Genomic DNA, 13383 nt, shown 5'->3' on the forward strand with positions numbered 1-13383 from the left:
CGTTTGGAACGTTGCGTCTCTCTACCGAATACGCAGGTCTAAGAGTGCCATGCCGCCCGCCCGCGCTTCGCATCGGGCGGGCCCGCGACGGCTACCCGCTCCGGACGGGTACCCGCGGTCCGGCCAGGTTCTCGATCATGCGGCGGGAGCTGGGCCCGATGAGCGCCGACCACTCGCGGGGCGCCCCCTCCAGCCACCGCGCCACCAGGCCCGCGAAGCCCGGCACGGACCGCGCGAGCTCCACGAGCAGCCGGTCGAAGCGGGACGCGCCCTCCGGCGTACGCACCAGCAGCGTGCCCGTGCGGTGCACCAGGTCCCGCGTCCTGGCCTGCCCGCGCCGCGCCGCGTCCCGCGCGGCGGCGCACAGCAGCGCGTCGAGCACGACGGGGTCCCGCTCCTCTTCGAGCAGTACGTCGAGCAGCTCGGCCCGCAGCGCCCGTGACGCGGTCGTGCCGGGCGCGGCGAGCACCCGCGCGAGGGCGCTACGCACCGGCGCGGGCCGCTCCGACACCAGCCCCACGACCAGCGGGAACATCACGGCCCGCGCGCCGTCCCCGCGCTCCAGACACCGGTCCACGAACACGGCCACCTGCCCGGCGGCGGCATCGGGCCAGTCCTCGGCCAGCTCCCGTACGAGTCCGGCGGCGCGCCGGGCGGCGGTGGGTTCGGCCAGCTCGGCGAGGGTCCGCAGGATGTCGCCGAGGCCGGGCCCCGGCTCCCGAAGGCGTGCCTGGAACGCCGCGAACACCGGTTCCGGGTGGGTGGCGACGGCCGCGACGAGCGCGTGCGCGGGCAGCCGGGCGTCGCCCGCCGCGAACCGCTCGAGGGCCCGCGCCAGATACGCGGGCCTGGAGTCCGGATCGCGCACGAGGAGGGCGAGCGCGGGGCCGTGCAGCGAGGGTTCGCAGGCCCGCTCCAGCAGGGCGAACGCGGCATACCGCAGCAGCTCCCGGTCGGCCGCGTCACCGGCCCGCGGCGCGACCCGCACCCCGTACTCGGCGGCGGCGGTCCACCGGTCGGGCCGCTCGTCGTGGGCCCACCGGCCGACGGCCCGGCACACGGCGGACGGCTCCTCGTCGGCGAAGGTCACCAGCAGTTCGTCGCCGCGCGGGTGGGCGCACTCGACGAGGGCCTCGACGAGACCGTCGATGTCACGGTGCCGGTGGGTGTGCAGCAGCGCCTGCGCCACGGCGGCGACGGTGGCATCCGGCAGGGCGGGCAACTCCCGCTCGTCGTCGAACCACAGCGTCAGCCTCCGCTGCGCCCGCCACGGCTCGGCGGCCAGCACCTCCGCGACGGCGTCGAGACACCGCCCGCCGACCTCGCCCCGGTCCTGCACGACGGCCCGCCGCAACAGCTCGAACCGCCTGTCGTCGTCCACGGCGACCCGCATCCAGAACGCCCCGTCGAACCCCCCTTGCTCGGCCAGCCCTTCAAGCACCCCGAGATACGCCCCCGCATCCGGAACCCGGACCAACACTCCCCGCAACAACTCCCGCGCCCACCACTCCGCGTCCGCGGCAGCCCCGGCTTCTTCCGCCGACGGGGCTTGAGCGGCCCGCTGGGCGATATTGAGCCCCTGCGGCGATTGAGCAGCGGGGTCCGGGGCAGAGCCCCGTGAGCCCAGCCCCGGTGCGGGCACGCCCACCCCCGCCGACAACCCCCGCAACCGGACCTCCAGTTCCGCGCACCCCGCCTGCCGCTCGATCAGGAGCAGCGCCCGCACCACCGGCCCCGCCCGATGCCGCGGAACCGGAAACCCGTCCCCCCGCCGCCGGAAGACCAGCGCCTCCAACGCCCCGTCCACATCCAGGTGCATCCCCTGGATCCACTCGGCGACCTCCTCGTGGGCGAACCGGTACCCCTCCCCCGCCGGCACCAGCACCCCCTCCGTGAGCACCGCAGAGGCCCACCCGGAAACCCCGCCCCGCACGCCCCACGGAAACAGCTCCTCGAACGCCTCCCGGTCCAGCTCCCCCTGGCCGGGACCGAGACTCCGCCGCGCCGCCTCGTGCACCTGCCCGGCCACCCGCGCCGCGAGCCTGCGCACCCCGCTCCCCCGTACCCCCGAGGACGCGGCCAGCCGAACCGCCACCCGCAGACACATCAGGTCCAGATACGCGCCGAAGATCTCGTCCCGGTCGGGGCACCCGGCCACACCCCCCGGCAGCGCCGCCCGCACCTCGCTCAGCAGCCGCAACGACAGCGGATGCCCGGCCTCCCGCTCCGCCAGCGCCCCGTCCGGCACCCCGTGCCGCTCACGCGCCAGCCGCGCCGCCTCCCCCACCAGGTCACCGATCCGTACGCAGGCAGGCAGCGCCGGGGTCGCCCGCCCGTACAGCACATCGGCGCCGAACAGCGCGCCCGCCTGCTCCCAGTACTCGCCGCGACAGGCGATCACGAGCCGCACCCCGCACGCCGCGAGCCACCGCTCGGTCCCCCGCGACCAGGCGCTCAGGCGGTGCGCGAGTACCGGCGGCATCTCCTCCGGCCCGTCGAGCAACAGCACGAGCGGTCGCCCCGACTCCCTGGCGACCTCGGCGATCCGCTCGGCGGACACATCCCCCAGCGCACCCGGCTCGCGCGCGGCCGCCTCCTCCCGCGACGCCGCCACGATCCGCCCGGCCCGCGTGAGCGCCCGCCCCACGGCCTGCGCCACGGACGCGTCGTCGGCGCCGAGGTCCGCGCCGCGCAGCCACAGCGTGGGAGCGGCGCCGTCGCCCTCGGCCCGCCGCGCGGCGAACGCGGCGAGTTCCGTGGTCCGCCCGCTGCCCGGCTCCCCGACCAGCGCGAGCACCCGCGCGTCACCGTCCGCACCGGACGTGAAGGAGTCCAATTCCCGCACCACGTCCGGCCGTTCGACCGGATCCGGCCCCTCGCTCCCCGGCCCGTCGCTGCCCACCGAGATCCCGGCCAGCTGGAGCACGCCACCGAGGTTGAGGTCGTCCCCGTACGCGGGCACGGTCGCCGCATTGCGCGCGAGCAGCTCGGCCAGCGGTCCCCGCCCACCGCTCCCGGCCGCCGCCACCCGCAGCGGCACCGCGAACCCGGCCGCCCGGTGTCCGCCCCGCAGGGCCGTACCGAGCACCGCGAGCACGGCCCCGGTGCGCGCGTCCAGCACAGGACCGCCCGCGGCCCCGCCGCCGACGCGCAGCGCGTCCGCCCCGGCCGTGCCGACGGCCAACTCCAGGGCGCCCTGCAACAGATGGGTGTCGTCCCCGGTCGTGTACGTGACCGGCGCGTGCCCGAGCACCCGCGCCTCGCGCCATCCGCCCGCGGGAATCCGGACGTACGCCCCGGCCGCCATCGGCTCGGCGGCCGCCACCGGCAGCGGCACCGCCCCGAGCCCCTGCGTGCGCAGCAGCGCCAGATCCGCCTCGGGCAGTTCCACGATCGACTCGGGTCCCAGGACGCACGTCGCACCGCCCGGACCGTGCACCAGCACGCGTCCGAGCCCGCTCACCGCCTCGTGGCTGGTGACGACCGTCCCCCGGTCGTCCGCCGCGAAGCCCGCGCCGCGCGGCCGCCCTGCCTGATCACAGATCCGTACCAGCGGCGGATCCACCATGACGCGATCCTCCCGCTGCTCTCCGCCACACCCCTTGTCTCGACGGTAGGCGCGCAAAGATCAGCAGGACAGCGCTCAAGACGAAAGCGCCCCCGTGCACTACCCCGATTCACTCCGAGCGCCCGCCCAAAAGAGTGAAGTGAACGGGTGCGCTGGATACACCCTTCAGTGGGGGGGGCGTGGAGCGGCGGCCACCCATGGACCGGAACCCGCCGCTCCACCAAAGACCGGCCGCGCGGCAGCCTCAGCCGAACACGGCCAGGCTCTTCGCCTTGCCCTTCAGCTCCTCGACCAGGGCGAGAAATTGACCGGAGGGTCCGAACACGGCGACGGGACCCGATCCCGCGTACTCCTCGGGCATCTCCAGGCGCACGCCGTTGAGCAGCAGCTTGCCGCGGCGCCCGTCGACGTCCCAGCGCGGGAACGCGGCGGCGGCCGCCTCGGCCACCGGCATCACGGTCAGCGACTCCTGAAGCTGGTCCAGGGTGCGCGCCGAGTCGAGCTTGTACGGGCCGACGCGGGTGCGCCGCAGCGCCGTCAGATGCCCGCCGACACCGAGGTCGGCGCCCAGGTCACGGGCGAGCGCCCTGATGTACGTACCGGACGAACAGACGACGGAGACGACCAGGTCGAGGACCGGCGTGCCGTCCTCGGCAACCGCGTCCCGGACGTCGTACACGGCGAAGGACGAGACCGTGACCGGCCGCGCCGGGATCTCGAACTCCTCGCCCTCGCGGGCCCGCTTGTAGCTGCGGACGCCGTTGATCTTGATGGCGCTGACCTTCGACGGCACCTGCATGATGTCGCCGCTCAGCTTGGCGATGCCCGCGTCTATGGCCTCGCGCCTGATCCCGGACGCGTCGGTGGACGAGGTGATCTCGCCCTCCGCGTCGTCCGTGAGCGTGTTCTGCCCGAGCCTGATCGTGCCCAGGTACTCCTTCTCGGTCAGCGCGAGGTGGCCGAGGAGCTTGGTGGCACGCTCGACGCCGAGCACGAGCACACCCGTCGCCATCGGGTCGAGGGTGCCCGCGTGGCCGACCCTGCGGGTCTTGGCGATCCCGCGCATCTTGGCCACGACGTCGTGCGAAGTGAAGCCCGACGGCTTGTCGACGATGACAAGTCCGTCGGGCGGAGGGGTGCGGTCGGACATGCTCAGGCTTCGCCGTCCTTCTCAGGGGCGTCGGCCGTGTCCTCGTCGGCATCCTCCGGCTTCCTGTACGGGTCCGCACCGCCGGCGAAGTCGGCGCCCGCGGAGGCCTCGCGGACCTTCTCGTCGGACTGCCGGGCCCGGTCGAGGAGGTCCTCGATGGTCCGGGCGTTCTCCGGCAGGGCGTCCGCGACGAAGGCCAGGGTCGGCGTGAACTTCACACCGGCCGCCTGGCCGACCGCCGAGCGCAGGATGCCCTTGGCGCTCTCCAGACCGGCGGCCGCCTCGGCCCGCTCCTCGTCACCCCCGTACACCGTGTAGAAAACGGTCGCTTCCCGGAGGTCGCCCGTGACGCGGGTGTCGGTGATGGTGATGTGGGAGCCGAGCCGCGGGTCCTTGATCCCGCGCTGCAGCTTCTGGGCCACCACCTCTCGGATGAGGTCCGCCAGCCTCTTGGCGCGCGCGTTGTCGGCCACTGGTCCGTCTCCTTTTAAGTGCTTACTTGCCTGTTGCTTCAGTCTGCGTCAGTCGTCGTCGCCGTGGAGCCTGCGTCGAACCGAGAGCAGTTCCACCTCGGGCCGCCCGGCGACGAGCCGCTCGCAGCGGTCCAGTACGTCGGTCAGGTGGCCGGTGTCCCCCGAGACCATCGCGAGCCCGATCTCGGCCCTGCGGTGGAGGTCCTGGTTGCCCGTCTCGGCGACGCTCACCGCGTACTTGCGATGCAGCTCGGCCACGATCGGACGGACGAGGGAGCGTTTCTCCTTCAGCGAGTGGACGTCGCCGAGGAGCAGATCGAAGGACAGAGTCCCCACATACATGTGTGTGTCCGGATGTCCCGCCGGTCCGGGGTCGTATGGGCGACCGCTTCCGGCCACCGATACGGGAACGGTACACGCAACGGCCGGGGCCGATCGACGGAAATAAGTCCCGCCGACCGGCCCCAGTCGGGCCCGCCCGTCGCCCGACCACCACCCCTGGTGGATCGCGCTACGCGCGAGCGGTGCTGCCTTCGGTTCAGACGCGCGGCTTCTCGCGCATCTCGTACGTCGCGATGACGTCGTCGACCTTGATGTCGTTGAAGTTTCCGAGGTTGATACCGCCCTCGAAGCCTTCGCGGATCTCGGTGACGTCGTCCTTGAAGCGCCGCAGACCCTGGATGTTGAGGTCCTCCGCGATGACCTTGCCGTCGCGGACGAGGCGGGCCTTCGTGTTGCGCTTGACCTCGCCGGAACGGATGAGAACACCCGCGATGTTGCCCAGCTTGGACGACTTGAAGACCTCGCGGATCTCCGCCGTGCCGAGCTCGACCTCCTCGTACTCCGGCTTGAGCATGCCCTTGAGGGCCGCCTCGATCTCCTCGATGGCCTGGTAGATCACCGAGTAGTACCGGACGTCGACACCCTCGCGCTCGGCCATCTGCGCCGCGCGGCCTGCCGCACGGACGTTGAAGCCGATGACGATGGCGTCCGAGCCCATGGCCAGGTCGATGTCCGACTCCGTGACCGCACCGACGCCGCGGTGCAGGATCCGGATGTCGACCTCTTCGCCGACGTCCAGCTGGAGCAGCGAGGACTCGAGAGCCTCGACGGAACCAGAAGCGTCACCCTTGATGATGAGGTTGAGCTGCTGGACCTCGCCGGCCTTGAGCACCTTGTCCAGGTCCTCGAGGGAGACACGGCGCACGCGCTTGGCGAAGGCCGCGTTCCGCTCGCGGGCGGCACGCTTCTCGGCGATCTGACGGGCCGTACGGTCCTCGTCGACCACCAGGAAGTTGTCGCCTGCGCCCGGCACGTTGGTGAGACCGAGCACGAGGACCGGGGTCGAGGGACCCGCCTCCTGCACGTTCTCGCCCTTGTCGTCGAGCAGGGCACGGACACGGCCGTAGGCGTCGCCCGCGACCAGCGTGTCGCCGACACGGAGCGTGCCTCGCTGGACGAGGACGGTCGCGACGGCACCGCGGCCCTTGTCGAGGTGGGCCTCGATCGCAATACCCTGCGCGTCCTGGTCGGGGTTGGCCCGCAGGTCGAGCGAGGCGTCCGCGGTCAGGACCACGGCCTCGAGCAGGGAGTCGATGTTCTCGCCCTGCTTGGCGGAGATGTCGACGAACATGGTGTCGCCGCCGTACTCCTCGGCCACCAGGCCGTACTCGGTCAGCTGACCGCGCACCTTGGTCGGGTCGGCACCCTCGACGTCGATCTTGTTGACCGCGACGACGATCGGGACCTCGGCCGCCTTGGCGTGGTTGAGCGCCTCGATCGTCTGCGGCATGACGCCGTCGTTGGCCGCGACCACGAGGATCGCGATGTCCGTCGACTTCGCACCACGGGCACGCATGGCGGTGAACGCCTCGTGACCCGGGGTGTCGATGAAGGTGATCGCGCGCTCTTCACCGTTGACCTCGGTGCCCACCTGGTAGGCGCCGATGTGCTGGGTGATGCCGCCGGCCTCGCCCGCGATGACGTTCGTCTTGCGGATGGCGTCGAGCAGTCGCGTCTTACCGTGGTCGACGTGACCCATGACGGTCACGACCGGCGGACGCGCCATGAGGGCCTCTTCGCCGCCCTCGTCCTCGCCGAACTCGATGTCGAACGACTCGAGCAGCTCGCGGTCCTCCTCCTCGGGGGACACGATCTCGACGACGTAGTTCATCTCGTCACCGAGGAGCTGCAGCGTCTCGTCGGAGACCGACTGCGTGGCCGTGACCATCTCGCCGAGGTTCAGCATGACCGCGACGAGCGACGCCGGGTTGGCGTTGATCTTCTCGGCGAAGTCGGTGAGGGACGCACCGCGCGAGAGGCGAACGGTAGAACCGTTGCCGCGCGGCAGCATCACGCCGCCGACCGACGGGGCCTGCATGGCCTCGTACTCCTGGCGCCTCTGCCGCTTCGACTTGCGACCGCGACGCGCCGGACCGCCGGGACGACCGAAGGCGCCCTGCGTGCCACCGCGACCACCCGGACCACCGGGACGGCCACCGAAACCGGGACGACCGCCACCGAAGCCGGGACGACCGCCGCCGCCCGGACCACCGGGACGACCGGCGAAGCCGCCGCCACCGCCACCGGGACCACCGGGACGACCGGCGAAACCGGGACGACCGCCGCCGCCACCGGGACGACCGCCGCCGGGGCCACCGCGACCGCCGCCGCCACCCGGACCCGGACGCGGGCCCGCGGCGGGACGCTGCGGCATCATGCCGGGGTTCGGACGGTTGCCGCCGCCGGGACGCGGGCCGGCGGCGCCGCCGCCACCCTGACCCTGCGGACGCGGCATGTTGCCCGGGCTCGGACGGTTGCCGCCCGGAGCCTGCGGACGGGGACCACCCTGGCCGCCGCCCTGCGGGCGCGGACCGCCCGGGGCACCCTGGCCGCCGGGACGCGGGGCGCCGCCCGGACGGGGCGCCTGCGGGCGCGCCATGCCGGTGGAACCACCAGAGGTGAAGGGGTTGTTGCCCGGACGCGGGCCCGAGGGACGGGCGCCGCCGGGACGCTGGCCCTGGCCACCGGGACGCGGGGCGCCCTGACGGTCGCCACGGTCACCGCGCTGGCCACCCTGGCCCTGGCCACGGTCCTGACCGGGGGCCGGACGGCCACCGGGCTTCGGGGCGCCGGGGCGCGGACCGGCCTGGCCGCCGGGCTTCGGGGCCGCGGGGGCCTGCGAAGCGGCGGGAGCCTGGAACTCCGGCGTGCTGGGCGCCGGGGAGGCGGGCTTCGGCGCCGGCTTGGGGCCGGGCGTCGGCCGCGGACCCGGGGTCGCCGGAGCGGCCGGGGCAGCGGGCTTCTCCGCGGCGGGCTTCGGCGCCGGAGCAGCCGGACCCGGACGCGGGGCGGCAGGCTTGGCGGCCTGCGCGGGAGAGGGGGTGGGACGCGGCGCCGCGGGCTTCGCGGGCGCGGCCTTCTTCGGGGCGGCCTTCTTGGCCGCACCGTTGGTGCCCTGGTTCAGGGCGTCAGTCAACTTGCGCACAACCGGCGCCTCGATGGTCGAGGACGCCGAACGTACGAATTCACCGAGTTCTTGGAGCTTGGCCATGACGACCTTGCTCTCTACACCGAACTCCTTGGCGAGTTCGTATACCCGGACCTTAGCCACTTCGCTCCTTTTAGGTCCGGGTTACGCCGGACCGTCGCTACTTCATGGGCGTACTCATCGCGTACTCATCGAGTGCTCATCGCAATCTCGACCTACTTCCAACTCGCGAGGTACCAGGGCCGCACGGCGGTTCCGTACGGCGCTTCTTACGGTGTCGCCTGCTCGACGCGGTGGCGCAGGGCCGCCGTGTCGAACGGTCCAGGGGCCCGATAAGCCCTCTGGAACGCCCGGCGGCGGACCGCCAGGTCAAGACAGGCCTGGGCGGGATGCACATAAGCACCCCGGCCGGGCAGCGTACCGCGATCATCAGGGACGCATTGCCCTTCGATCACCACGATCCGCAGCAGTTCGCTCTTGGCCGCTCGCTCCCGGCATCCCACGCAGGTTCGCTCAGGGCATGCGCGGGCATGCGTCCGACCAGACACGGTTAAGTCTACCTCCCCGTACCGACCTCACCCCTTTGGGGCAAAGATCGAACGGTTGGCTCGTCACATACTGTCGTGATCCAAGCGCTCAGCGCTCGGATTTATTCCCCGTCCGCCGGACCGTCGGGGGCGCCGCCCTGCTCGGTGTCCGGGCGGATGTCGATGCGCCAGCCGGTGAGCCGGGCCGCGAGCCGGGCGTTCTGCCCCTCCTTGCCGATGGCGAGGGAGAGTTGGTAGTCGGGCACGGTCACGCGGGCGGAGCGGGCCGCGAGGTCCACGATCTCGACCTTGGAGACGCGGGCCGGGGACAGCGCGTTGGCCACCATCTCGGCCGGGTCCTCGGACCAGTCGACGATGTCGATCTTCTCGCCGTTCAGCTCGCCCATGACATTGCGCACACGCCCGCCCATCGGGCCGATGCAGGCGCCCTTGGCGTTGAGCCCGCTCCGGGTGGAGCGCACGGCGATCTTCGTGCGGTGGCCGGCCTCGCGCGCGATGGCGGAGATCTCGACGCTGCCGTCGGCGATCTCCGGCACCTCCAGCGCGAAGAGCTTCTTCACGAGGTTCGGGTGCGTACGGGAGAGCGTCACGGACGGGCCACGGACGCCCTTGGCGACGCGCACGACGTACGTACGAAGGCGCAGACCGTGCGGATACTCCTCGCCGGGGACCTGCTCCTGCACCGGCAGGATGGCCTCCAGCTTGCCGATGTCGACCAGCACGTTCTTCGGGTCGCGGCCCTGCTGGACCTGGCCCATCACGATGTCGCCCTCGCGGCCCGCGTACTCGCCGAGCGTCGCGTCGTCCTCGGCGTCGCGCAGGCGCTGCAGGATGACCTGCTTCGCGGTCGTCGCGGCGATCCGGCCGAAGTCGCCAGGGGTGTCGTCGAACTCGCGGGGCTCCTGGCCCTCCTCGAGGTCCGACGGGTCCTCCTTCGCCCAGACCGTTACGTGGCCGCTGTCGCGGTCGAGCCGCACGCGCGCGTGGCGGAAGCTTCCCTCGGTGCGGTGGTACGCGATGAGGAGAGCCGACTCGATCGCCTCGACCAGCAGATCGAAGGAGATTTCCTTCTCCCGGACCAGACCCCGCAGGGCACTCATGTCGATGTCCACGGCTACGCCTCCTCTTCGTTGTCGTTGCTGTCGTTCTTGTTCTTACGGTTGAACTCGACCTGGACCCGCGCCTTGGCGATGTCGGCGAAGTCGAGCCTTCGGGTGGTGGCCTTGCGGCCCTTCACGCCCGGAACTTCGAGGTCGAGGCCGTCGTCGTCGACCTCGAGGATGCGCGCGACAAGTTCGCTGTCGTCCTTCAGCTGGAACTTCACGAGGCGGTCCGTCGCGCGGACGTAGTGGCGGTGCTCGCTCAGGGGGCGCTCGGCGCCCGGCGTGCCGACCTCCAGCTCGTACTCGCCCTCACCCATGGCGTCCGTCTCGTCAAGCTTCGCCGAGAGCCCGCGGCTCACATCGGCGATCGCGTCCAGGTCGGCGCCCTCGTCCGAGTCGACGACGACGCGCAGCACACGCTTGCGTCCGACCGAGGCCACTTCGATCTCTTCGAGTTCGAGCCCCTGTGAGGTGACGAGCGGTTCCAGTAGTTCCCGCAGCCTCTCGTTCTGGGTGGTGCTCATCCGGGTGACTCCTCGGCCGCGTGTGCTGTTGTGGTTGCTGACTTGCCTTGCGCGTCAGCTCAAAGGGTATCCGGTCCAGGGGGGTGTTGCCGTCCACCCGGACAAGCGCGACGGTACGGTGATCACCGCCACTCCCCCTTGATCGGACCCGACCAGTTCCGATCAAGAAGTCGCACCCACGAAAAAGCTTTCTCACCACCCCTCATCGAGGACGCCCGCCGTGCCGCTGCCCCCTCTCGCCCGCTCCGGGCCCCGCCGCAGGACCCTGCTCGCCTCGCTGACCGGGGCCGCTCTGCTGACCGGCTGCACGGGCAGCGGTGACGCCGCCGACGGGGGCAGCGGGGCGCCCGCGGCCACGCGGGAGAAGCGACTGCGCAGCCAGGCGGCGCGGGAGAGCGCGGACCTGCTCGGCCAGTACGACCAGGCGCTTTCGGCCCGTCCCGCGCTCGCCTCGCGGCTCGCCCCGCTGCGGGCCGAGGTCGAGCGGCACGTGCGGGCGTTCGGCGGGGCGAAGTCGCCGTCGGCCGCGGCGGCGCCTCCCGGCCGGAAGTCGACCGCGGCGCCGGTCGCCGAGAAGGACATCCTCAAGGCGCTCAAAGTGGCCGAACAGCAGCTCTCCGACCGCCGGACGACCGCGCTCGTGGACGCCCCCGCCGAGCTGGCGCGGCTGCTCGCGTCGGTGGCGGCGGCCGGGGCCGCGCACGCCTACCTGCTGGCGAAGGACTGACGACATGACCGAAAACGCACTCATCGCCGCGCTCCAGGCGGCGCTGCGCGCCGAGCACGCGGCGGTGTACGGGTACGGGGTGGTCGGCGGCCGGATCGGCGAGGACCGCAGGGCCGAGGCCAGGGACGCGTACGACGCGCACCGCGCCCGCCGTGACGGGCTGCGCCGCACGGTGCGTGACGTGGGCGGCAGTCCCGAGGAGTCCGCCGGTGCCTACGCGCTGCCGTTCCCGGTACCCGACGCGTCGGCCGCGGCGCGGCTCGCGGCCGACATCGAGAACAGGGTCGCCGGCGTCTACTCGGACCTCGTCCGGGCGGCGAGCGGCGGGCGGCGCCGGGACGCGGCCGACGCGCTGCGGGAGGCGACGGTCCGTGCCGTGCGCTGGGGCGGCAGCAGCGTAGCCTTCCCTGGGCTCTCCGAACGGGCCTCGGCGCCGTCGGCGTCGTCGTCCCCGTCGGCGGACCCCAGCACGTAGGCAGACTTGGGAAGGGAATCCCCGCGCATGGCATCCCCGCGCATGGCATTCGAACCGCCTCCGCGCCTTGTGGGCGCGCTCGGCGAAGTGCGCGACGACGGGGCGTCGGCGTGGCTCGACCGGCTCGGCGTACTGCTCGACGAGGCGGCGGAGCGGCGCGGTGTGACGGTGGAGCGGGTGCATGTGCCCGGTGGGCGCAGCAGCCTGGTCGCCCACGTCCGCCGGGCCGACGGCTCGCCGGCGATCCTCAAGCTGGCACCCGAACGGTTCCGTCCCGAGGCCGAGCGTGCGGCTCTGACGAAGTGGGACGGCTTCGGCGCGGTACGCCTGCTGGACCCGGACGTGAACGACGGCGCGCTCCTCCTGGAACGCCTCCACCCGGAGATCTCCGTCCGTACGCTGCCGGAGGCGAAGGCGCTCCTGGAGGCGGCGGGGACGCTGCGTCGCCTGTGGGTGGACCCGCCGGAGGGCCGCAACTGCGAGACCGTCCCGGAGCGCACGGGGCGCCAGGCGGTCGCGATGCGGGCGACGGTGGAGTCCTTCCCGGACGTGGCGCCGCTGATCGAGGCGGCTCTCGAAACCCGCGACGAGCTGGTGTCCTCGCCGCCCGAACTCCGGCTGCTGCACGGTACGTTCCGGCAGTCCAAGGTGCTGTCCGGGGAGCGGATGCCGTGGCTGGCGGTCGGGCCCGACCCGGTCGTCGGCGAGACCGCCTTCGACCTGGCGCGTCTGGTCCGTGACCGCGTCGAGGACCTGATCGGCTCCCCCTCGGGCCCCGCGATCACCCGTCGCCGGGTGAAGCGCCTGGCGGAGTCCCTGGAGGTCGACCAGGACCGCCTGCGCGGGTGGACCCTCTTCCGCGCCGTGGAATCGGGTGCCCGGGCGCTTCGGGTGGGCCGGGCCCGGGACGGCGAGAACCTCCTGGAATTCGCCGGCTGGCTGTAGCCTCCGGCCGGACCGGGTGGGGTCTTCGGCCGGGCGGGGGTTTTCGACGGGTTTCGCGCCACGGCACCGGGGCCGACCCCAAGGGGCTCCGCCCCGGACCCCGCTGCTCAATCGCCGCAGAGGCTTGACTTACCCGCCACGACGCCCGCGCAACGACACCCGAGCCCACCTCACGGGGCTCCGCCCCGGACCCCGCTGCTCAATCGCCGCAGGGGCTTGATTTACCCGCCCCCCGTCCGCGGCAGTCGACCGCCACTCGCCTCCGGGCAGCTCGGCGCTGCCCAAGCCTTGCGGTATCTGCCACGGGAACGGGTCGGTGAGCCGCCCCCGCCTTGGGCAATCTGCCGTGGGGCCGTCTCCTCACCCGTGCCGGGAGAGTC

At 72.8% G+C, this 13383-nt stretch carries 11 protein-coding genes; 3 read left to right on the forward strand and 8 right to left on the reverse strand.

The genetic code is table 11. The features are described from left to right. Nucleotides 1–91: 91 nt before the first annotated feature. The 8 genes from ACY34M_RS39170 to rimP all read right to left on the reverse strand — a co-directional run bounded on the left by ACY34M_RS39170 (nt 92) and on the right by rimP (nt 10856). The gene (locus ACY34M_RS39170; protein WP_462723085.1) at nt 92–3568 is read right to left on the reverse strand and encodes a trypsin-like peptidase domain-containing protein; all 3477 of its coding nucleotides are present in this window, start codon (nt 3566–3568) and stop codon (nt 92–94) included. Between the two features lie 244 nt (nt 3569–3812). Continuing rightward, on the reverse strand, nt 3813–4718 hold the full coding sequence (gene truB / locus ACY34M_RS39175) for a tRNA pseudouridine(55) synthase TruB (RefSeq protein ID WP_462723084.1): 906 nt from the start codon (nt 4716–4718) through the stop codon (nt 3813–3815). A gap of 2 nt (nt 4719–4720) precedes the next feature. Further along, on the reverse strand, nt 4721–5191 hold the full coding sequence (gene rbfA, locus ACY34M_RS39180; protein WP_462723083.1) for a 30S ribosome-binding factor RbfA: 471 nt from the start codon (nt 5189–5191) through the stop codon (nt 4721–4723). A gap of 48 nt (nt 5192–5239) precedes the next feature. Next, complete coding sequence (locus ACY34M_RS39185; protein ID WP_462723082.1) at nt 5240–5533, reverse strand: DUF503 domain-containing protein; 294 nt, start codon at nt 5531–5533, stop codon at nt 5240–5242. Between the two features lie 196 nt (nt 5534–5729). After that, the gene (gene infB, locus ACY34M_RS39190) at nt 5730–8804 is read right to left on the reverse strand and encodes a translation initiation factor IF-2 (RefSeq protein ID WP_462723081.1); all 3075 of its coding nucleotides are present in this window, start codon (nt 8802–8804) and stop codon (nt 5730–5732) included. A 146-nt stretch (nt 8805–8950) separates the two neighbouring features. Further along, nucleotides 8951–9229 (reverse strand): YlxR family protein, encoded by a 279-nt coding sequence (locus ACY34M_RS39195; RefSeq protein WP_462723080.1) that lies wholly within the window; start codon nt 9227–9229, stop codon nt 8951–8953. A 101-nt stretch (nt 9230–9330) separates the two neighbouring features. Then, nucleotides 9331–10341 (reverse strand): transcription termination factor NusA, encoded by a 1011-nt coding sequence (gene nusA, locus ACY34M_RS39200; protein ID WP_462723079.1) that lies wholly within the window; start codon nt 10339–10341, stop codon nt 9331–9333. Between the two features lie 2 nt (nt 10342–10343). Next, complete coding sequence (rimP, locus tag ACY34M_RS39205; protein WP_462723078.1) at nt 10344–10856, reverse strand: ribosome maturation factor RimP; 513 nt, start codon at nt 10854–10856, stop codon at nt 10344–10346. 220 nt (nt 10857–11076) lie between these two features. Between rimP and ACY34M_RS39210 the strand changes: the two genes are divergently transcribed. The 3 genes from ACY34M_RS39210 to ACY34M_RS39220 are packed head-to-tail and all read left to right on the forward strand — an operon-like array spanning nt 11077 to nt 13003. After that, nucleotides 11077–11583 (forward strand): hypothetical protein, encoded by a 507-nt coding sequence (locus ACY34M_RS39210; protein WP_462723077.1) that lies wholly within the window; start codon nt 11077–11079, stop codon nt 11581–11583. Between the two features lie 4 nt (nt 11584–11587). After that, entirely contained in the window at nt 11588–12058 is a 471-nt protein-coding gene (locus ACY34M_RS39215; protein ID WP_462723076.1) for a ferritin-like domain-containing protein, read from the forward strand. A gap of 42 nt (nt 12059–12100) precedes the next feature. Continuing rightward, the gene (locus ACY34M_RS39220; protein ID WP_462723075.1) at nt 12101–13003 is read left to right on the forward strand and encodes an aminoglycoside phosphotransferase family protein; all 903 of its coding nucleotides are present in this window, start codon (nt 12101–12103) and stop codon (nt 13001–13003) included. The last annotated feature ends 380 nt before the right edge of the window (nt 13004–13383 follow it).

It is taken from the genome of Streptomyces sp. EDA2-14 (assembly GCF_054963755.1).

Excerpts from the sequence above, each read along its gene's own strand:
- ACY34M_RS39170 (WP_462723085.1), bottom strand. The coding sequence starts at position 3,568 with ATGGTGGATCCGCCGCTGGTACGGATCTGTGATCAGGCAGGGCGGCCG.
- truB (WP_462723084.1), bottom strand. The coding sequence starts at position 4,718 with ATGTCCGACCGCACCCCTCCGCCCGACGGACTTGTCATCGTCGACAAG.
- ACY34M_RS39185 (WP_462723082.1), bottom strand. The coding sequence starts at position 5,533 with ATGTATGTGGGGACTCTGTCCTTCGATCTGCTCCTCGGCGACGTCCAC.
- rimP (WP_462723078.1), bottom strand. The coding sequence starts at position 10,856 with ATGAGCACCACCCAGAACGAGAGGCTGCGGGAACTACTGGAACCGCTC.
- ACY34M_RS39215 (WP_462723076.1), top strand. The coding sequence starts at position 11,588 with ATGACCGAAAACGCACTCATCGCCGCGCTCCAGGCGGCGCTGCGCGCC.
- ACY34M_RS39220 (WP_462723075.1), top strand. The coding sequence starts at position 12,101 with ATGGCATTCGAACCGCCTCCGCGCCTTGTGGGCGCGCTCGGCGAAGTG.